Origin of the sequence: Peribacillus sp. NPDC096447, from assembly GCF_044762725.1 — a bacterium.
Taxonomy (GTDB): Bacteria; Bacillota; Bacilli; order Bacillales; family DSM-1321; genus Peribacillus.
The window spans coordinates 1-21,793 of sequence record NZ_JBIWEV010000003.1; the positions used below are offsets into that span (position 1 = coordinate 1).

General features: G+C 38.4%; 17 protein-coding genes. 4 read left to right on the top strand and 13 right to left on the bottom strand.

Annotation, left to right across the window (positions count from 1 at the left end):
• Positions 1 to 718 precede the first annotated feature (718 nt).
• The 4 genes from ACIQZD_RS11225 to ACIQZD_RS11240 all read left to right on the top strand — a co-directional run bounded on the left by ACIQZD_RS11225 (position 719) and on the right by ACIQZD_RS11240 (position 5,130).
• Positions 719 to 1,384 (top strand): HAD family hydrolase, encoded by a 666-nt coding sequence (locus ACIQZD_RS11225; protein WP_402902122.1) that lies wholly within the window; start codon positions 719 to 721, stop codon positions 1,382 to 1,384.
• Positions 1,385 to 1,599: 215 nt separating this feature from the next.
• Positions 1,600 to 2,829 carry an FAD-dependent monooxygenase gene (locus ACIQZD_RS11230; RefSeq protein WP_402902125.1) on the top strand — a complete coding sequence of 410 codons (1,230 nt, stop codon included), beginning with the start codon at positions 1,600 to 1,602 and terminating at the stop codon, positions 2,827 to 2,829.
• 440 nt (positions 2,830 to 3,269) lie between these two features.
• On the top strand, positions 3,270 to 3,764 hold the full coding sequence (locus tag ACIQZD_RS11235) for a cysteine hydrolase family protein (RefSeq protein WP_402902128.1): 495 nt from the start codon (positions 3,270 to 3,272) through the stop codon (positions 3,762 to 3,764).
• Between the two features lie 1,021 nt (positions 3,765 to 4,785).
• Entirely contained in the window at positions 4,786 to 5,130 is a 345-nt protein-coding gene (locus ACIQZD_RS11240; RefSeq protein WP_402902131.1) for a hypothetical protein, read from the top strand.
• A 1,099-nt stretch (positions 5,131 to 6,229) separates the two neighbouring features.
• Here the strand turns inward: ACIQZD_RS11240 and ACIQZD_RS11245 are convergent.
• The 13 genes from ACIQZD_RS11245 to ACIQZD_RS11305 all read right to left on the bottom strand — a co-directional run bounded on the left by ACIQZD_RS11245 (position 6,230) and on the right by ACIQZD_RS11305 (position 21,629).
• A complete protein-coding gene (locus tag ACIQZD_RS11245; protein ID WP_402902134.1) occupies positions 6,230 to 6,454 on the bottom strand; it encodes a hypothetical protein in 225 nt (74 codons plus the stop codon).
• A gap of 930 nt (positions 6,455 to 7,384) precedes the next feature.
• Positions 7,385 to 8,362: an NAD(P)H-dependent flavin oxidoreductase gene (locus tag ACIQZD_RS11250; protein ID WP_402902137.1), complete on the bottom strand. Its 978-nt coding sequence runs from the start codon at positions 8,360 to 8,362 to the stop codon at positions 7,385 to 7,387.
• Between the two features lie 71 nt (positions 8,363 to 8,433).
• Positions 8,434 to 10,323, bottom strand: coding sequence for a sigma-54-dependent Fis family transcriptional regulator (locus ACIQZD_RS11255; RefSeq protein ID WP_402902140.1), 1,890 nt, complete (start codon positions 10,321 to 10,323; stop codon positions 8,434 to 8,436).
• Positions 10,324 to 10,524: 201 nt separating this feature from the next.
• Positions 10,525 to 11,301: an acetoin reductase gene (locus ACIQZD_RS11260; protein ID WP_402902142.1), complete on the bottom strand. Its 777-nt coding sequence runs from the start codon at positions 11,299 to 11,301 to the stop codon at positions 10,525 to 10,527.
• Positions 11,302 to 11,320: 19 nt separating this feature from the next.
• The gene (gene lpdA, locus ACIQZD_RS11265) at positions 11,321 to 12,703 is read right to left on the bottom strand and encodes a dihydrolipoyl dehydrogenase (RefSeq protein ID WP_402902145.1); all 1,383 of its coding nucleotides are present in this window, start codon (positions 12,701 to 12,703) and stop codon (positions 11,321 to 11,323) included.
• Positions 12,704 to 12,719: 16 nt separating this feature from the next.
• A complete protein-coding gene (locus ACIQZD_RS11270; RefSeq protein WP_402902147.1) occupies positions 12,720 to 13,943 on the bottom strand; it encodes a dihydrolipoamide acetyltransferase family protein in 1,224 nt (407 codons plus the stop codon).
• Between the two features lie 107 nt (positions 13,944 to 14,050).
• Entirely contained in the window at positions 14,051 to 15,085 is a 1,035-nt protein-coding gene (locus ACIQZD_RS11275; protein WP_241591709.1) for an alpha-ketoacid dehydrogenase subunit beta, read from the bottom strand.
• Between the two features lie 17 nt (positions 15,086 to 15,102).
• Positions 15,103 to 16,095 (bottom strand): thiamine pyrophosphate-dependent dehydrogenase E1 component subunit alpha, encoded by a 993-nt coding sequence (locus ACIQZD_RS11280; protein WP_402902152.1) that lies wholly within the window; start codon positions 16,093 to 16,095, stop codon positions 15,103 to 15,105.
• A gap of 311 nt (positions 16,096 to 16,406) precedes the next feature.
• Positions 16,407 to 16,949 carry an NADPH-dependent FMN reductase gene (locus ACIQZD_RS11285; RefSeq protein ID WP_402902154.1) on the bottom strand — a complete coding sequence of 181 codons (543 nt, stop codon included), beginning with the start codon at positions 16,947 to 16,949 and terminating at the stop codon, positions 16,407 to 16,409.
• A gap of 73 nt (positions 16,950 to 17,022) precedes the next feature.
• Positions 17,023 to 17,346, bottom strand: a complete 324-nt coding sequence (locus tag ACIQZD_RS11290) for a putative quinol monooxygenase (RefSeq protein ID WP_402902157.1) — start codon at positions 17,344 to 17,346, stop codon at positions 17,023 to 17,025.
• Between the two features lie 109 nt (positions 17,347 to 17,455).
• Positions 17,456 to 18,049: a TetR/AcrR family transcriptional regulator gene (locus ACIQZD_RS11295; protein WP_402902160.1), complete on the bottom strand. Its 594-nt coding sequence runs from the start codon at positions 18,047 to 18,049 to the stop codon at positions 17,456 to 17,458.
• Between the two features lie 213 nt (positions 18,050 to 18,262).
• Complete coding sequence (locus ACIQZD_RS11300) at positions 18,263 to 20,251, bottom strand: acetoacetate--CoA ligase (RefSeq protein WP_402902163.1); 1,989 nt, start codon at positions 20,249 to 20,251, stop codon at positions 18,263 to 18,265.
• A gap of 106 nt (positions 20,252 to 20,357) precedes the next feature.
• A complete protein-coding gene (locus ACIQZD_RS11305) occupies positions 20,358 to 21,629 on the bottom strand; it encodes an ATP-binding protein (RefSeq protein WP_402902166.1) in 1,272 nt (423 codons plus the stop codon).
• Between the last annotated feature and the right edge of the window lie 164 nt (positions 21,630 to 21,793).

Below are 21,793 nucleotides of genomic sequence, written 5' to 3' on the forward strand. Positions count from 1 at the left end.
CCCACGGGCAGGAACGTTCTACCCCAGCTACCGTTATCATATATCGATATAAAAATTGTTCAACCAGAAATATCTGGCTGACCTTATAATACGAAAGGGGCAGGATAGTTCAAGAAGATGTATAATATTGGATATATTTAAGGGGGGATTCTGATGTTAATCAGAGAGGCCAAATCTGAGGATGCTGAAAGTTACGATTGGCTAATGAAGCAAGTTGAAACTGAGACTGATTTTATGCTTATAGTAGGAGGTTGAAAAGTGAAATTCTTATTTTGGATAACTATTACAAATATTTTTATTGGATTCGTTCTGACTTATATAACAAGAAATATGGAAAGTAAAAAAAGTATCAAAGTTCAATCTTCAGTTTGGGGGATAATGTGTATAATTCTTATATTATGGTGGTTATTTACTAAATGAATAAATGGGATTTAGGAGTAGCTTTCTAAATCAATTATATAGGTCCCTAGAAAGCTGATTATGGTAACTATGGTTTTACATATAACTGTTTGATCATTAAAGATGTAGTTTTAAAATCAAGTCGTACCATTTTGAATAAAGTTTAATCGTTTATAAAAATGATAAACCGAAATCAATACTTGATTTTGGTTTTCCTTAATGAACAAAAGGGGCAGGATAGTTCAACAAGAGTTGGAACTTATTTGTAATTACTATGGTAAAATTAGGGTGACTATTAGATATAATAAGGGAGTTTAATATGGATAATTACAAAGTAATTTTATTTGATTTAGACGGAACACTTTCAGACCCCAAGGTAGGAATAACTAAATCGGTTCAATATGCATTACAAAAAATGAACATTGTTGAGCCTGACATTGATAAACTTGAATGTTTTATTGGTCCACCACTACAAGTTTCATTTGCTGAATATTACGATTTTGGCGAGAAAAACACACAAAAAGCAATTGAATTCTATAGGGAGAGGTTTAAGGAAAAGGGAATGTTTGAGAATGAGTTATATTCAAATATTGCATCACTATTAAAATCGTTAAAAGAAAAACAATTTACTTTAGTTGTAGCAACTTCAAAGCCTACTGTATTTGCTAAACAAATACTAAAGTACTTTAATATTGATCAATATTTTGAACTTACTGTCGGAAGTAACCTTGATGGAACAAGAGGTTCAAAAACTGAAATAATTCAATACATACTAGATAAGTACAAGGAACATACGCTTAGTGACTTTATTATGATTGGTGACAGGAAGCACGATATTATTGGTGCAAATAACACTGGAATTAACTCTATTGCAGTAACTTATGGATATGGTTCATTTGAAGAACTAAGTCACTCTAACCCTACTCATATTGTCAAAAGTGTAAGCCAGTTAAAGGATATTTTGATGGGTAGTCAAGTTAAATAAAGATCTTGAACTAAAGAGTGTGTTAGCTGAAGATTGGAGCAATCTTTAAGGCAGCCTTTTCGTATGGAACTATAGGGGCAGAATAGTTGAAGAGTGCTGTCTGATCTTTATTCAACAATTGGGCCATATTCTTGAATAACAAAAGCAAGCATTACATCGGTTTTTCAACATATAATTCCATGTCGACATTTGAATATAGGGAGGAAATATGTGTAATGATTGATGAAAAATTACAAAAGGATGTCATTGTTGTTGGTGGAGGACCAGCAGGTATGATGCTGGGCTTATTACTGGCTAAGGTTGGTGTTCAAGTAATCGTCTTGGAGAGCCACGATAATTTTGATCGTGAATACCGTGGAGAAGTGCTTCAGCCTCGTTTTATTCAATTGCTTAATCAATTGAAATTACGCGAGTATATCGAACAATTGCCTCATTCTAAGCTAAAGAAAGGTGCTTTTTATCATTATGATAAAAAGAAAGGTGACTTTGATTTTACTTCCATGATTGCAGAAGCACCTTATGCTCTCTGGATTCCTCAGCCTATTTTACTTCAAGCACTCTACAAAAAAGCAAAGGAATATCCAACGTTTGATATGATGTTTCATACCCCGGTAAAAAAACTACTCGAGAAGGACGGAACAGTAACAGGAGTGGTTGTTGAGCGAGAAAATAAAGAACTGCTTGAAATTCAGGCGAAAATAGTAGTCGGAGCTGATGGACGGTTTTCCACGATTCGTCGTTTAGGTGCTTTTGAATTAGAATATCAACATTATCCTGGTGATCTAATCTGGTTCAGTGTAAAACGGCCTTCTCATTGGGGAGAAGAATTACGATTTAAAATCACAGAGGGACACAGCTATATAACACTGCCGAAATACCCTGATTTACTTCAAGTAGGCATTGCTTTACCACGGGGTGAATGGAAAGAAACACAGCGTCAAGGGATAGAAAATTTTCGTCAGGAAATTATGCATGCTAACAAAGGATTTGATGAATTTGCTGAATCTTTGGTTGACTTTAAACCATTCGTACCACTTCAAGCTAAAAATCATATGGTTAAAACGTGGGCAAAGAATGGCTGCTTGCTGATCGGTGATGCTGCTCATTGTTCATCTCCTGTAGGAGCAATAGGAGTTTCTTTAGCAGTAACGACAGCAGTTGTGGCGGCTGATGTTATTTGGGATGCGCTACAAAAATGTGATGTCTCAGCTAAAGTTCTCTGTAGAGTCCAAGAAATTCGAAGTGAGGAGATTGAGGAAATTCACCAAATTCAAGAGCGAATGGGAAATATGTTTTTTACTTCGTCAAAATTTGTGAAAGGGATCCGACCATACATCGTATCTGCTGCTTTCAAGACTCCCCTTTTTTCGATGATCCAGAAGAAGCTATTTGTCATGAAGAATCCTATAGGCATTAACCCTGCATTTATTTTCAATGAAGAATAATTTTGTTCTTGCTGTCTCAAGATTATCTTGATGATGAAAATAAAAATTGGCTACAAAAAGCAATACAATCATAATAGCCAGAACATAAATGGCTGCGATTATTAACATAATCTTGTTCAACAAACGGGCGCAATTCTGCAGCAAGAACTGTGCTTTTTCTTTATGTTTAGGGCGCGATTGCTTAAATAAAGGTAATCGCCTTTTGTATTGAAGTATGGGCTATTTAGTTCAATTTGGTAAGATGAGTAAAAAAGCTCTGACTCGAGACTTTTGCTAAATCATCTTCTGTTAATAAACGAATGGTACCATCCAAATCATCTGCACCCTTTGAGAATTTTTAGTGCATCTTTTTTCCAAGAATAAAAAAAGAACATAAGGAAAATTTTATGATATCGTTAAGTAAATTAATTATTAAAAAAGGTATGAGGAGAATAATAATTATGGAAAATACAGCATTAATAATTATTGACTTACAAATTGGTGTTCAGCCTGAAAATGTTCCACTTTATAACTTAGCGAATGTATTAAATGGGGTTAATCAAAGAATTCGTTTATTTAGAGAAAAAAACAATCCTATAATTTTTGTTCAACATAATGATAGTGATCTGGTTCTTAATTCTCCAGAATGGCAACTATTTCCGGAATTAGATGCTAAAGATACAGATATCTATATCAACAAAACACATGCAAACTCATTTTACAAGACTGATTTGAATGAACAACTAAGGAGATTAAATATAAATAAACTTGAAATTTGTGGCGCACAAACTGAATATTGTGTAGATACAACTATTAGAATGGCTCATGGATTAGGATATAAATTATTTATGAAAAAAGGGTTCACTACCACCCTTAATAGTGAACTTCTAGGAGCCAAAACAATCATTGAACATCATGAGAATCTCTGGAATAATAGATTTTTAACTTTTTTATAGAAATGAATTGCTTTTATCAAGATAGTAGTCCTTAACAAATACCCTGCTCCAATGGCCATAAAATTTTTTTTGTATTTAAAAATATGGGTTCACTCTAGCTAATGGGTGCTTACCTTCAATAAGATTAATGATCTTCAGCAATCGGGCGCGATTCTTGAAGAAGTTTCGCTTTTCTTATAGAACTACCATGAAAATAAGTTTCTTTAAAAATGAAAAGTGACAATACTTAAGAAGACCCTGCTCAATCGTTTTAAAAAAGAGGAGAGCATTAATTAATTAGTCTATGGATTAGGGTTGACTGGATTAAGGTCAGTATCAGTAATGACACTTCCTAACCATTTTCATTCTTTGTGGGTGAATCGCCGATTTTTGCGATTCATGGATGGCTAACGGGTGCGTTAGCTTAAGATCGGTGCTATTGGTAATTATATATGCTTACGATGCTGTTTAAGGAGTGAGATAAAATATAAATTTACCAAACTTTTCAGAAGTGAAGATATTAAAACTATCTGTTCATGCATTGTTAATAGGTGTTTTATTAACTTTAGTTAGTTTAATTGTTAATGATGTTATTTCAATTGTTTTTCATGAAAGAATTACAATGAATTTATTTTTTATTAATTTAATTATGGTTTTTTGGGTTTTGTGGGCAATGCAAAATACAAAATATCAAAAATAATGAACTTGAGTTTAGTTAAATAAAGTGTTTGTTATTTAGCTAACGGTCGCTTTACTTCAATAAGAGAGGTTGCTTCGGCAGCCTTTTTCTTATGGCACTAACGGGACAGGATAGTTGAAGAAGAAAAAAAATGATAAATAGGAAAAATGGAATAATATGGATTATTAATGTATAATTGGATTGAAATTAGAAACGGTGGAAAATAGGGGGTATGAAATGAAAGGCTTTTTTAGATTATTTATAGGAATGTTTTTAATTTCTATATTAACAGGATGTATAGGATAAGATTATGATGTTGGTGTTCCAACTGCTCATTTATATTCAGAAGACCTTGCTACATCTGTGCAATTAGCAGAAGGAAATGTCAGTTGGAGTTCATCAAGTGGAGATGTAGATCAAAAAATAGATGATATTCAAGAATTCGGATTATCACAAGAAAAAATGAAGGTTACTGCTAACGAAAAAATTTCCTTAGATTTTCAAGAGAACGCAAGAAATGGTGGAGATATTTGGACAGACCCAAAAATAACAGTTGCCCTACTGAAAGACGAACAACGAATTGAACTCGAATTGCATGAAAATAGGGAATTTCAAATCCCCAATAACAAAGGGGGGTATGTTTTAGAAGTTGTATTCACAAGTTCAAGAGGTACTGCCCAATATGTAGGGAATATCTTAATTCAGTGATACAAAAATACCTTATTTTTGAACGGAAAAATACTAGAAGCTTGGAGATACATTTTCAAGCTCATTATAAGTGTATATTTGCTTAAGTTTTTCACCTTAGAATGCGGTGTTTGATACCATAAACGCTTATGATTTATTCAAAATCAACCAAGAACTCTAACATAGCCTTTTTCTTATCTAGAAACGGGGCAGCATTCCTGTATTAACTGAAATACTAAAAAGTTTGTGAAGAAATCTACTTAAACTAACGGGTGCGTTAGTTCATTTAGGATCACAAAAATGATCAATCTTTTTTATAAAGTAATCAAGAAGATTATAAAAATAAGTTGTGTTCAAAAAGGGGAGGGTATAGATATTGCCTTCCCCTTTTTGTTTACAGATAAATTTATATAACTGTATTGTTTATAATGTACTCGATTTTGTATCTCAAAACAGTTAGAGATTGAATTGATGCGGTGTTGAGTGGATTAATAACTCTATGTACTCAAATTCAGGTCCCCAATGTACTTAACTTTGTGTCTTCGTACAGGAATATGAGGCTGTGAACATTTATTTATTATTATTTTTTCTAGTTTACATAATATATATTATAGGAAGTTATATTTTTAATGTTAATTTTGTCTCATATCTTAAGAATACTTAACTTAGTGAGATGAAACGCGAATTTTTATATTTAATCATGGCTATTATTTATCTATAATCTTTTTATCTGATTAGTCATTGTTGATTTATACTTTAAAACTTTAAGTATATCTTGTTGCAATTAAAATGATTGATCTTTAATTTAAAATTCGGATAAACTTTTCGCAATAAGATTTTTTGGATTTAAGCTAATTTCACATCAGTTACGTCATTAAAAAATTTCCTGATTTTTATTTTGAATTTTAATTTATCTGCTAATTGTTAACATAGTTCGTTTTCGGTCATTTTTATGATATAGGTTGGAATATTCAATTCGTATTTATCATCCTTAGTCATTTCACTCTAAGGATCTCCAATTGCTTGGTTGTAGTAAGCAAGTCTATTGTATTATTTCCCTTCGTGTAGAAAACGGAAGCTCCTTCACTTTTCCCCTTTTTCCATCCATTCGCTTTAAGGGCTAATTCATATCCCCATATGGTATGCCATTTTCTTCAGAAGCCCTTGACCATTCATTTCTATTCCCTTGATCATTTATCTGGACCAATTCAGCGTTTCTAGGTACAGGGAATTCGTATAAATCTTCTGTAGTTGTGTATGAAAAAGAAATGAAGTAATAAATGATTGCCCCGCCCATTATTAATAAAGCAGCTATGATAAGTGCCCCACTAATCATTTTCTTCATATTGCTTCTCCCTTTCCTTTCATTTCCTAAAGACCTATTTAAGAAATCGTTATCTAATAATTCTGTATTAATCTAAATTAATCCTTCTTAACTGACTTGATTTATCAACTTTGTTATTCTGATATATAAATTAAATGGCAAAATGAGAAAAATCACGGGTTAACACTTCTATAAAGTTATATAAATATAATTTATCTCGATGACAATTCAAAGGTTTTTATCATGAAAGTTCCGCTTTCTTCCTGTGAATGATGATAGATCCTCTGTTTAACAACATTATCTCCTATAAGACAAATTCACTTAACTTATAGCATGAATAACCTTTGATAAATGTTTAAAGCTTAATGATGTTCAAGCCTTGACCGCTTTCATAAGTGCAATAGCATGCTGTGAAACAATAGGAAGCTGCTATGGGTTATAGGGTAAACCATCAAATCGAATTTGTTTAGAAACACTGCCTACCTTCAGAAATCATTCCTTGGCTTTCATGAGTCCACTTCATTTATATATAAATCTTAAAAGTCGATTTTTACATTTTATAAAAAGGTATTTAATAAGTTTCTGAAATCATAGAGAAATGCCAGATGGGATTAGAATGGTTTAAAGATCTAAGGTAGTCTGATAAAGCGGAATAATAATATTATGTAAACATTAATCACGAAATGTTGATTACCTATTTCTTTGTTTTTTTTACGCTGAAAGTTGGTTAGCAAGTAATTGATGAGATATGTACCTTTTTTTCTGTCTTGAAATGTCTTTTCGCGTTAGGGTTGCGAATAAACCAGTCTCTCCTTCAACCTTCTGTTATAAATAAGGGTAATGCACTTTTGAAAAAGCCTATACTTGGGCACCTATAACCTTATGTCTAATAAATAAAAAGGAACACGAAATCGCACTTGATCTCTTGTTCCTTTTTGTAAGATAGGCTATTTATGTTCGAATGGATTCGATACGGCTTTGGATGAATTCGAACGAGGTTTTTGCTTCTTGGACGATTTGTTTTATTAGTTCATTGACGGTCAATATTTCTTTTATCAGTCCTACGGATTGACCGCATGACCAGATGCCTCCGTCTAAATTTCCTTCAAAGTATACTCCCTTGCTTCTTTGTCCCGTAATTAGCGGAATCAATTCCTCTATAGTGGCACCTTCATTTTCAAGTTTGTCCACTTCTTTACTGACGGCATTTAATGCTACACGCGACGGACTGCCTATATTCCGTTGGATGACAACGGTATCCGTTTCATTGGCCGATACCATCCACTGTTTTACGTTATCATGAATCGGCGCTTCTTGCGTTGCCATAAAGCGAGTGCCCATGACGATACCTTCAGCACCGAGTGACAAGGCACTGATAAGGCCTCTGCCATCCGAAAAGCCCCCGCCTGCTATTACTGGTATATTTACAGAGTCAACGGCTCTCGGGAGCATGACAAGCGTTCCTACATCCCCCATGCCTGGATGTCCGCCTGTTTCATTCCCTACAATAATAATGGCATCGACTCCTAATTTCTCTGCCGACATTGCGTTTTTGACGTTCGCTACCTTATGTATCACGGTAAAGCCGTGCTCTTTAAGTCTGGGCATTAAACTTTCTGGGCTTCGGCCACTCGTTTCAACGATTTTTACATCTTCGTCAATTAAAATATTGATGAACTCATCATTCGGGGTTGCCGTTTGACTTGGAAACAGGTTCAGGTTGACAGCAAAGGGTTTCTTGGTCAAAGTTTTCACTTTCTGTATTTCATCACGGAGACCTTCTGGTGTCACCTGTGTTTTCGAAGTGATGATACCAAGTCCCCCCGCTTCTGAAACAGCGGCTGCGAGCGGGGCTCGGCCAACTTGAAACATCCCGCCGCAAATAATCGGATATTCAATCCCCAATAATTCAGTAATTCTCGTTTTCATTTGCCATACCCCTTTCATTTTTCAAGGATTTCTATAAGTCTGCTTTTCTTACAAAATGTACACACGCATGTCTATATACCATACTTATGGAGCCTTTTGTAAAATGTACTTCTTGGTATATCCATCAGCTTTGCTGCAGCAGTGACATTTCCTCTGGATTTTTGTAATGCCTCTATCATTAGATCCCGTTGAATTTTTTCACGGATCGTCAGTTCATTTCCCTTGATCCCTTTTTTACCACCAGATTCCTCCCATGCAGGGAAATCATCATGCCGTGTAACGGGCTGTGAATGCATGGAATTCAACACTTTAACATAATCCAGAGGTCCTTCTGCAAGTAAGATGGTCAATCGCTGAAGGACATTCTGCAGCTCTCTAATATTGCCTGGCCAATTGTACTCCTTTAAACGATTCAATAATTCTTCTGTTAACGGAATATTCCAATTATTCTTCGAACACAAGTAGTTGACTAGATAAGGAATGTCTTCAATCCTTTCCCTTAATGGAGGTACATGAATGGGGTAAACGTTCAACCGATAGTATAAATCCTTACGAAAAGACCCTTCATTGACAAGCTCTTCAAGATTACGGTGTGTTGCAGTGATAATGCGAATATCCAATGAAATGCTTTTTGTGCCGCCGATCGGAACGATTTTTCTTTCCTGAAGAACACGCAGTAAGGCAACCTGCATCGCTGAAGGGATTTCACCGATTTCATCGAGAAAAATGGTCCCTCCATTTGCCTGCTCGAACTTCCCTTTGTGCCCTTGCCGTTTAGCCCCCGTAAAAGCGCCATCAACATACCCGAATAATTCACTTTCCATTAAATCTTTAGGTATGGCTCCACAATTTATCGTGACGAACGGTCCTTTTTTGCGCTTGCCATTTTCATGAATAGCCTTGGCAATAAGCTCTTTCCCGACCCCTGTTTCACCGGATATATACACATTTGCTTCTGTTGGTGCAACAAGCTTCACTTTATGTAATGTGTTATGAAAGGACTCGCTAATCCCTCTTTCCCCTTTGAAGGCAAACTCTTCTGAGGGCATTGAAGCAGGAAAAAGCCTATTGGTTTCATGACCATTATTCTCTGATAAGAATAAACACTTACCGGAAATCCTATTATCCTCTTTGGATAGAAGCGGATTTTCCTTTACGATTCGATATCCATGATTTAACAGATCGGCCAATGTCAAACCAATGGATTGAGGAATTTTTTTGCGAACTTGTTTACTGGCGGAGATTATTATTTCTTTATGATTACAGACGATAAAAGGCAGATCTGGATAGGTTTCTGCAAGTTCTATCGAGTGCTGGGTCAGTGCCAATTCCTTTTTATAGTAACGCACCCCCATTTCCTGTTCGATCGTATACGCCAGATTGGCTACCATACCCAGCATGGATGGATGGAAATATTCTACTGGACATGATATATCCAAAACTCCCAATATCTTACCGTCTTCATTTAAAATGGGCATCGCAGAGCAACTCCATTTGTGTGAGGCAATTGAATAATGCTCGGTACCTTGAATCATTACGGCTTCACCCGTTTTCAACGCTGTTCCAATTGCGTTCGTTCCGACTTCACCCTCCGTCCAGCATACACCTTCCACAAAATTTATTTTGCCTGCCTCATCGAGGATTTTCTCGTTTCCGGAAAGTGAAAGGACATATCCATCCGGATCGACCAATAAGGCCATCATTCCTGATTCTTTTATCGATTGATTCATCCTGGATAATTGGGGTGATGCCACTTCTAATAGAAAGGAGTTTTTTTCTCTTTTAATGTCCAATAATTCATTCGTCAAAATGTGTTTGCCTTTATTAAGGTATGGATTCACTTGATCTTTTTTGCAGCGATGCCAGGATTCCATTATTCGCTTGTTCAGACGATTTGAATCGAGAACACCTTCACTGACAAAGCGTTCCCATGTACGTAGATAACAACTAGTGGATAGCATATAATCCTCCTCTAATCATTTGGTTTAAACCTTCATTTGACCAGTCAATCTAGAGGAAAAATACCATGGAGTATAAAATAGGATGTTAATCGAGGTCTTTTTTAATTATAGTAGATTATGTATTCGCTTACAATATATAGATTGAGTTTACAAAAAAAGCATCATGTGATCATTCACATGATGCTTCTCTTCTCCATCGGTTTATGAGAAAATAACTCCTCCATCAATCATGATGGATTGACCTGTCATATAATCCGAATCCGGTGAAGCAAGGTAAGAGACGAATTTCGCCACATCTTCTGGGGTTTCGGAGCGTCCTAAGGTTATGGAATCTGTAAACTTTTTAAATGTTTCCCCTTTAGCAAGATTCATATATTGACCCATTTTTTCATCGATTAAATCCCACATTTGCGTCCCGACAATTCCTGGACAGTATGCATTCACCGTAATGCCAAACTGGGCTAATTCCTGTGCTGCCGCTTGTGTAATTCCTCTTACGGCAAATTTCGTGGCCGAGTATGTACCTAGCAAGCTAAAACCTTTATAACTGGCGATGCTGGCAGCACTTATGATTTTCCCGCCCTCTTGCTTTTTCATTTGTTCAGCCGCGGCTTGCAGACAAAAGAGGACACCATTTACATTTATATTGAAAATCTGTTCAAGATCCTCTTGAGTTACTTCCAATAGAGGCTTTATTTGTGCAATTCCTGCATTTGAAACCATAACATCCAGTTGTCCAAAACGTTCCACAACTTGCTTCACCATTTCGAATACTTCCGGTCTATTGCTTACATCCGCTTTGACGGCAAAGCTTTCACGTCCAAGTTCCCTAATCTCATTCACAACCGATTCAGCCGTATCCAGATTGACGTCATTAATGACCACATTCAATCCATCTTTAGCTAATCTTAATGCAATGGCACGTCCGATACCACGACCTGCACCAGTGACTACCGCCGTCCGTTGACCGCTAGCCATACAAATTCCCCCTTCAGTTTTAGCAATGCACAGCTTGACCTACAACATTTAAAAGAGCTTCATGTATGGATTCCGACAAGGTTGGATGTGCCGCTACTAAATCTTCCATCATATCTGCCGTTATTTCTGCATGCAGCATGACCGTTCCTTGACCAATCAATTCTGTTGCATGCTGACCAACAATGGAAAAACCTAGAATTTCATTATATTGTGGGTTCACTAGGACTTTGACTTTTCCTACCGGTTTATTGGAAAGGACAGCTTTCCCGTTTGCCGAAAAAGCGAATTCACCAACTTTAATTTCCCCATATTTTTTACGCGCTTCTTTTTCGGTCAAGCCTACACTGGCAATCTCCGGGGAAGTATAAATGCAGCGAGGGATTGCCCGGTAATTCACTTGTGCAAATTGACCGCAGGCATTCAGAGCCGCCACTCGCCCTTCATGAAAAGCTACATGGGCAAGTTGTATGCCCCCTATCACATCGCCACAGGCATAAATTGAAGGATTGCTAGTTTGCATTCGATCATCCACCGAGATGCCAAGTCGGGAAAAATCAATATCGTTTCCCTCTAAGCCCATTCCGTTCACTCTTGGTTTTCTCCCTATTGATACGAGTACGTAATCTGCATGAAGTTCTTCCAATTCGCCATCACTTTTCTCCAAAAATACCGTCTTACTGGCTGCATTGATGTTTTTGACTGATGTGGAGGTATGGACTGTAACACTTTGGTTTTTCAATTCGTCATGAAGGATGCTTGTGATATCATCATCTTCCCCTGGAAGCAGCTTTTCCCCCATTTCGATAACGTTGACATTGGTGCCCAACCTGCTATAAATACTGGCAAATTCACATCCGATGACGCCGCCTCCGACAATTAGCAGTGAATCGGGAATGGCAGGAAGTGACATGGCATGGCCACTGTGGATGATCCATTCACCATCAAACGGTGCAAAAGGTAGTGGAATCGGTTCTGACCCCGTTGAAATGATAATCTTACTAGCTTCAATTATTTCATTTTTATTATCGTTCTCGATCCGCAGTCGATTGCTTGAAAGGATAGAAGCCCTTCCCTGAATGACCTTTATTTTATTCTTACTCATTAAATATCTAATGCCGTTCACTAGTTTAGATATGACATCTCTCTTTTGTTCCTGTACGGTATCCCAATCGACTTCAATCGAATTGGAGGGAAGGCGAATTCCCATTTGCCCGGCATTTTTCACCAAGTCATACATATCGGCACTTTTCAATAATGATTTCGTTGGCATGCAGCCTTCATTTAAACAGGTGCCCCCCAATGGCCCATCGACTACCAATATGACCTCCTTATCCTGCTGGGCAGCAGTGATTGCCGCTACATACCCTGCAGGACCTCCGCCTATAATAGCTATATGATTCAAGAGTTTCACTCCTTTTCTATAAAATCACGGTAATTGGCTCTTCTAAATACCTTTTTAGTGTTTGTAAAAAGGCAGCCGCGGGTGCCCCGTCGAGTACACGGTGATCAAAAGTTAAACTGAGTGGCAAGATCGTTCTCTTCTCCAATTCTTCGCCAATATAAAGCGGGGTATCGTAAGCAGAGCCGATTCCGAGTATCCCCGTTTCCGGTGTATTGAGAATAGGGGTAAAATGCTCAACGCCATATGCCCCGAGGTTACTGATAGTAAAAGTGGACCCTTGCATGTCTTCAAGGGGCAATTGAGAGTCACGTGCACATCGGGCCAATTCCTTCCCCTTACTCGATAACTGCCTTAAGGTATAATTTTCGGCATTTCTTATGACGGGAACAACGAGTCCATTCTCCAAGGCCACCGCTAATCCAAGATGGATATGCTCATACAAAATGATGTTGTCTTCAATATAAGCACTATTCATTTTAGGATGCTCTTTAAGTGAAAGCACGACAGCCTTGGCAACAAAGTCCGTTATAGTCAATTTAGTTGATTCATGTTTTTGCAGTGTTTCAGCAGCCTGTTTTTGCAAAATGACTAGATCAGTGACATCCACTTTCATCGTTATAGTTAACTGGGCACTGCTTTGCAAGCTCTCCTTCATACGTTTAGCGATGATGTTCCTCATTCCGGTCACAGGAATCTGCTGCGGACTCTCTAAAGTAGGTTGGGGTGGGGGAACTATGCTTTTTTCTGTATTTACCGGCATGGAATCCCTTTTCTCCATTACTTTTTGTACATCTTCTTTTGTGATTCTTCCGCCTGGCCCGGTGCCTTGTATCTTCTCGATGTCAAGATTCGCTGCCTGTGCCATTTTTCGCGCAACCGGGGTGATCATCAGTCGATCTCCCATTGGCAAAATGGGTGACTCTTTTGTTTTCGGCTTTTCTGGTACAGCGATTTTCGACTGTGTTTCTTTCGCAACAGGTTCATCGATCTTTATTTTTTCATTCGGATTTCCAATATGACAGATAACGGTTCCTGGAGGTACTCCTTGTCCTTCTTGAACAGCTATATTCAGCATCGTACCTTCAGCTGGAGATTCAATTTCCATTTCTATTTTCTCTGAATTGATACTGGCTATTGCTTCACCTTTTTCTACTGGATCCCCAACAGCCTTACTCCATAACGAAACAGTGCCTTCTTTCATTGCCATGCCCAATTTCGGCATTACCACTTCGACCGCCATATCTTTTTTCTCCCTTCAGATTGGTTTCTGTGTCCATCATCGGTTTTGTTGCTCCAACTTTTGCAGTTCTATGCGAAAAAGCTGGAGCATGCATCATATTGATTTAATTACACCCCAAGAATGGAAGGCTCCCCCAATAATTCTGAAACGACTTGTATCACTTTTTCTGATGTTGGAAGGTAAATATCTTCAAGCGGTGGAGAAAAAGGTACAGGTGTATGTGGTGCCGTAATCCTCTTAATTGGCGCATCGAGCGTGTCAAATCCCTTATCCGCCACCAATGCGGCAATATCCGTTGCGACGCTGCATCTTGGGTTCGCTTCATCGATCACGATCAAACGATTTGTTTTTGCCACAGAGGAGAGAATCGATTCTTCATCCAGTGGTGACAAGCTCCGCGGGTCGACAATCTCAACTTCAATGCCTTTCGCTGAAAGTTTTTCAGCAGCCTCCATCGCGGTGTGAACTTGTTTACCGATGGCAACGACCGTCAAATCCGAGCCTTTCCTTTTAATTTCAGCTTTGCCGATTGGGATTGTATAGTAGCCTTCCGGAACCTCCCCTACCATGTTGTATAGCGTTTTATCTTCAAAAAAGATGACAGGGTCATTATCTTCAATGGCTGAAAGTAAAAGCCCTTTTGCGTCATAGGGGGATGAGGGAACGACGACTTTCAATCCAGGAATGCTAGTGAACAAGGCATAGAGGCTTTGTGAATGCTGAGCTGCAGCCCTGAACCCTGCACCATGCATCGTACGGATCGTCACGGGAACCTGTGCTTTTCCGCCAAACATATAGCGGAACTTCGCACCTTGATTCAATACTTCATCCAAACAGCTGCCAATGAAATCGTTGAACATTAACTCGGCAATCGGTCGTAAGCCTGTTGAAGCGGCGGCCATTGCCGCTCCCATATATCCTGCTTCCGCAATGGGTGTATCAAGAATTCTATCCCGTCCAAACTCTTGAACCAATCCTTTTGTGACACCTAAAACGCCACCCCATGCTTCGTCATCCTGCAAATGATCGACCTCTGCACCGCCGGCTACATCTTCTCCCATAAGGATGACATTTTCATCTTTTCTCATTGCCATGGCCATTGCTTCATTTATTGCTTGTGACATACTGATTTTTCTACTCATCTCAATTCCTCCTTAGTTTAATAGGATACATAAACATCGTTTAATAAATCGGATGCCTCTGGATACGGGCTATCTTCACTGAACTTGACTGCTTGTTTAATAGATTCCTCAACGGCATTCTCAAGAGAAATCAGTTCTTTTTCCGCCAGCAGATTCTGATTCAGCAAGTAATTCCTAAATAGGGCAATCGCATCTTTCTCTTGTTTATGCTCCTTTTTGTCTTGTTCTTTTTTATACTTCTGTGCATCTCCCTCGAAGTGGCCATAATTACGATAAGTAACGCATTCGATCAATGATGGGCCTTCTCCCCTGCGAGCCCTCTGAACGGCTTCTTCAGCAGCCTTATACACAGCCAAAACATCTTTCCCATCCACCCGGACACCCGGGATATTGTAGCTTATCGCCCGATCGGCTATCGTTTTACAGCTTGAAGCATAGTTGAAAGGCGTGGCTTCACCATACCCATTATTTTCAGCGATGAATATAACGGGCAGCTTCCAGATTGCCGCCAGATTTATCCCTTCATGGAATGTTCCATGATTGTTGGCACCATCACCAAAAAAACAAACACTAACATGATCGGTCTTTTTATATTTGGCAGTTAATGCTGCCCCGCATGCGAGCGGAAAACCACCACCGACTATCCCGTTCGCACCTAACATCCCTTTATCCAAATCGGCAATATGCATGGACCCGCCTTTCCCTTTGCAAAGCCCTGTCACTTTCCCATAGATTTCAGCCATCATCCCGTTAAGATCGCATTCTTTTGCAATACAATGGCCATGCCCCCTGTGAGTGCTTGTAATGCTGTCCTTTTCGGATAGGTGAGCACATACTCCGACAGCTACCGCTTCTTCCCCTGCATATAAATGGACAAACCCTGGTAAAATCCCCTTTGCAAAAGATTCATGAACTTGGTCTTCGAATTTTCTGATTTCCAGCATTTTTTTGTACATCCAATAAGCATTGTCCTGTGATAACTTTATTTCATTCGATTGAACCGTTTCCATTTTTCAGCCCCCAATCATTTAATGAGTCATTCTATATATTGATATTGCAAATGCCGTGCCAAAATGGGAGGTCGGTAAAATTAGGATTTTATCTATTTTCAGTCGAAACAAAACGAGACAAAATGAGATTGTTGTCTCGTTTTGTCTCGTTTTTTTAAACTATACTATCCCAATTCATTTATCATTGAAGTGAAAAGATGGTTTGAATATGGAAGCAGCCTGCTTAACCATTTATTTAAGTTTCAGTACTTACTGACATGAATTTTGTTAAATAGTTAGAGGGGAAGGACCTAGCTAGTAAACTATCAAGCTTATCGTAATCTTTTTAAGGCACCGCTCCATGCAATCGTTTGATCTAACATTGCATGGACATTACCAAGGTGTAAATCAGCGGGTTTAAACGTCTTGAAGTTTTCAAAGTCTGTAAATAGCGATAATGTTGGATTTACCCGAACGTCCGCAACTAGTAATTCCCCTAAGATGCCACGCAAATGTTCGGCTGCACGGGCTCCGCCAGTTGACCCATAGCTCACGATGCCCGCAGCTTTGTTGTTCCATTCATCACGTGCGGAATCAAGTGCGTTTTTTAATGCCCCTGTAATACTGTGATTGTATTCTTGTACGATAAACACAAAACCATCCAAGCTAGAAAGTTTTTCTGACCAAGCTAATAATCCCCGTTCTTTACCAGTGCCTTCTCCAACAAATGGCAAGTTAAAGTCTGCGATATCGACGATTTCATAATTTGCATCTTCTCGTTTATCAGCTATTTCTTTAACCCAATTTCCTACTTGTGGACTTACGCGTCCTATACGTGTGCTTCCTAAGATAATTCCAATCTTTAATTTTTCCAATGTTTTCTCCTCCTCGTAAAAACTGACTGGCAAATTAATTGTTTAAGAATAAAAACTTCATAATTTGATGGATTTACATATTTTCAATCTCTTCCACTAACGTGTAGTACCCACCTTCTGTATCTTCAATGAGATGGTTTATTTTGTTAAGATGTTCTCTAAATTCACTTTTTTCTAACCAATTTTCATGAAAATCAATACTCTCAAAGGTAGTTACCATAATTGCCTTATTATTATCTACAGAACGATGCCAACGGCTACTGATCCAACCAGGAACAACTTGTGATCCCTTCTTAAAATTGAGTAGTTCTTCAGCTTGGATAGCAACCAATTCATCTAGTTTGCCTGGTTTAGCTGTAAATACATTAATCCATACTATTGTATTACTTGATTTCATATTCATAATCTCCTGTCATTTAACATATTTTTTTCAATTCATTAATAATCGGAATTCCTTTTATCATCAAGGTGTGTCAGTGCTGACTATCATTATTTTTAATGAAAAACTAGGGAGTTAAAGCCCTAGTAAATGTTTGTACACTCCCCATTATAAATGCCTCCAGGGACACGGTTGGATAGTTTTCATCAACATCCAGATTGTTCATAAAGGCACCAAAATTCATCATCATGAACGTCAACGCCTGAAGCTCTGGGTCTGTGTGAATAAGCTTTCCTTTCTCATACATCGTGTTAAAATAGTTTGTCAAAATTTCCAGTAACTGTCGAGGTTGCTTTTGTGTTTTTTCTCGAAACCCAGGTAAATTGCCTTCCTCCTTGATACTAATCATAATCATTTTCCGGTTACGATTCATGATTTCATGATATGTTCGACTGATCAGTTGTAAGTCTGAATGTAAATCCCACACGATTTGCTCTTCATTAAAAAGTCTTGTCATCTCTTCGGCATAATGATATCGATCAAATGCTGTTTCTAGAAGATTTAGCTTGCTTCCAAACCTACGAAACAGTGTTTTTTCACTCAAACCTGCGGCCCCGGCAATTTCCTGAGTAGTAACACCATTATACCCCTTCTCTGCGATTAGATCGATTGCCGCCAACAGCAGCTTATCATCGGTACTTAGCTTATTACTGCTGCTCATGCTCTCACTTCCTCTAAATGGACTGTCAGTACTTACTGACTATATATTTTATTCTATTCAGCTGTTTTGAAATTGTCAAGGAAATATTTCCAGCAATGCATATTTTTTTTAAGATGGTAGGCCAATCCCAATGATAGAACCTTATTCGGGAATTAACACCAATCCCATTCAGGAAAACTAATGATAGACGGAGCATTTTGCTCCGCCTGATTGCTAGAATATTTTTTTCTCATTCAACTCGAGAGCTAATTCTTTAAAGAACTGTAGCGATTCTGGATTTCCCATGGAGTCTGCATTCACTACTTTATCAAACTCGAAACCTAATAACACTTTACGTATCGGGACTTCCATTTTCTTTCCGTTCAACGTTTTAGGAATTTGTTCAACGACATGGATTTGGTCAGGGATAAAGCGAGGGGACACATGCCCTCTTATTTGTTCCTTGATTTTTGCCGTCAATGCTGTATCCAGGCTATTACCGGGCTTAAGGACAACGAACAGCAGCAGTGAGGAACCGCGGCCAAGCACTTCCCTATCAATGACAAGGCTTTCCATCACCTCATCGATCGCTTCGACGACCCGGTAGATATCACTAGTTCCCATCCGTACACCAGAACGGTTGATGGTCGAGTCGGAACGACCATAAATGATACAGCTGCCCTTTTCGTCAATCTTTATCCAATCACCATGTTTCCATATGCCAGGATACGTATCGAAATAACTCTCGTAGTATCTTGTCCCGTCATGATCATTCCAGAAGTATAGCGGCATGGATGGCATCGGTTTGGTAATGACTAATTCACCGACATCATTAATCAATGTTTGACCATGCTCATCAAAGGCTTCCGCACAAACACCCAATGCCCTTCCTTGTATCACTCCGATTCTTACGGGCAATGTTGGAACGCCACCTACAAATCCGGCACAAACATCGGTTCCGCCACTGGATGAACTGAGCCAGATATCCTTCTTGACATTCTCATACACCCATTTATAACCGTCGCCAGACAATGGAGCCCCAGTTGAAAAAAGAGCCTTCAATTTCGATAAATCATATTTTCCCATTGGCTTGTTTCCTAACTTCATGGAATTCGTAAGGAATGGTGCACTTGTTCCAAAGAAAGTCATGCCTGTATCTTCAGCCAATTCCCAAAGGGCATCCATATTCGGAAAAGAAGGACTGCCGTCATAAAGAACGATGGTCCCTTCATTAAGTAAACCGCCCATAAGGAGATTCCACATCATCCAGCCTGTAGTCGTAAACCAGAATACAGTATCCTCGGAAGTCATGCCTTGATGGATTCTTGTTGATTTTAAATGCTCCAATAATATACCGCCATGCCCTTGCACAATTGGTTTTGGCATTCCGGTTGTGCCTGATGAATAGAGAATCCAAAGCGGATGATCGAACGGAACATTTTCAAAAGATAATTCTGCCTTTTCTTTTAAAAGGTCATCCCAAGGAATCGTATCTGCCAGATTCACTTCCAAAATATTTTTTTCTATGTAAGGAACCAGCACGGTATGCTTTACAGTGACCAATTCCTGTTTAAGCTGGGAGAGGACTGATGTTTTATCATATACATTTCCATTGTACTGATATCCATCAACCGCCAGTAATACAACCGGTTCAATCTGTTTGAAACGATCTATGACGCTTCTTGCCCCAAAGTCAGGTGAACAACTGGACCAGATGGCACCTATGCTTGCAGTTGCCAAGAAAGCTATGACAGCTTCAGGTATGTTTGGCATATAGGCAACAACACGGTCACCGGATTTCACACCAAGTTCCCTTAATGAATGGGCGACAGAAGCTACTTTTTCTTTCAGCTCTTTCCAGCTGACTTCCTGCTGCCTGATATGTTCGGAACGAAAAAAAATTGCCGTTTTCTCTTCTTGCTCATTCCATAATGCATTTTCAGCATAATTAAGCCTTGCCCCCTCGAACCATTTGGCACCTGGCATTGATTGCTCCGTTAAAACCCTGTCATATTTCCTGGCTGCTTTTACATCACAATAATCCCAAATTGAAGCCCAAAATTCCTCCAGTTCATCTACCGACCATTTCCATAATTCATGATAATCATGAAATGTTAAACCTTTCTTTTCTTTTAACCATTTCACATATTGAGTCAATACCGTTTGCTCGATTTGTTCCTTTGTCGGTTCCCAAATGATTTGTCCATCTGTAAGCGATTTCATACAATCATCTCCCTTAGGTATCAAATGCGTCATTGAATCATTTCATAATATTGGTAGTTTACTTAAATTGTAATCTATGAGTGTAAAACCGTCAATTTACACTAAACTAAATAGGCTCGTATTTATGTATGGGCAGGTTAATAGAGAAACATGTCCCTTTCCCTTGTACACTTGACACATGTACCGTTCCTTCCATGCTTTTGATAACGCTATATGAAACCATCATGCCTAATCCCGTCCCTTTATTTTTTGTCGTGAAGTAAGGCTCACCTAAACGGTATATCTGTTCCTGTGTCATTCCAATTCCCTGATCTTGGATCTTAATTTGGATGGTGGAGGCAGCACGAATTAAATCTATGTATATTTCGCCAGCATGGTCCATCGATTCTATCCCATTCTTTAAGATATTGAACAAACACTGCTGGAATTTCTTCCTTTCCCCCATGATATAATAAGCTTCATCTTCGAATAAGGATAATTTCACTTCTGTACCATTATTGCTAGCCAAGGGTTTTATGCTGTTCACGACATGCTGAATTTCTTCTGATACCCTTAATCGCTCCGTGTTTTCAGGGCTTATGGCAGCAAACGTCAAATAATCATTAATGACATCCGTGGCCCTGTCCAATTCCTTCAGTGCAATATTTGCATATTTGACCTTTGTATGGGAAGACACGTCTTCGCTTAACATTTGAATATATCCCCTGGTAACTGTAAGGGGATTTCTGACTTCATGAGATATGCTTGCAGCCAGATGACTAACGATCTGCAATTTTTCCGCTTTCACTAATTTTTCGAGAACCTGAAAATTAGTGAGGATGACCTCCCAAAGTAAGATTACAACAACGATTCCAATGACTTGGATCGTGAAGTATTGTTTCCATAGGCTTATGCCGATAGTAAGTTCAAATACGACTGTTGAAATAAACTGCGTAAGAATATGGACAATGAATATTAATGATATACCAATAAGGATTTTTTTACTGACAGACATTTTTAGATAGTACTTAGATATAAAAAACAGGGAAATTCCCATTAGTGGAAAAGTGATGCATGATATATAAAATCCATTATCACCCCCTGATAAATAGCGGATAACAAGAGTGATGACTATCAATATGATTCCTAACCGGTAGCCTCCATATAAACCGCCTAATAGAAAAGGGATCCATCTAAGATCCCAAACAAAATCCTCTTCTATAACAACGGGAAATAACATGCATAGAACAAGTGAAAGAATAGGGAAAATCGATAGGAAGGATCCTTTTAATGCATCTAAACGGTATACGTACTTCACTAGATAGCTCATTTGCAATAAAAAGATCGGAAAAAGGATAATTAAAAAGTTAATCAGTAAATCTTTTGTCATAAGATTCATTTTTACACCGAACTTTCGATATTTTTCGAAGATTTAGACAGGTATATCAATCATAACAAGATAGAGAATGATAAGCTAGTGAAATTAATATGAGGGAATTAAAAGTTTCCTCTTCCGCCATCCAGGAAAGAATTTGAGGTAATGTTATTAAAAAAATACCCGTT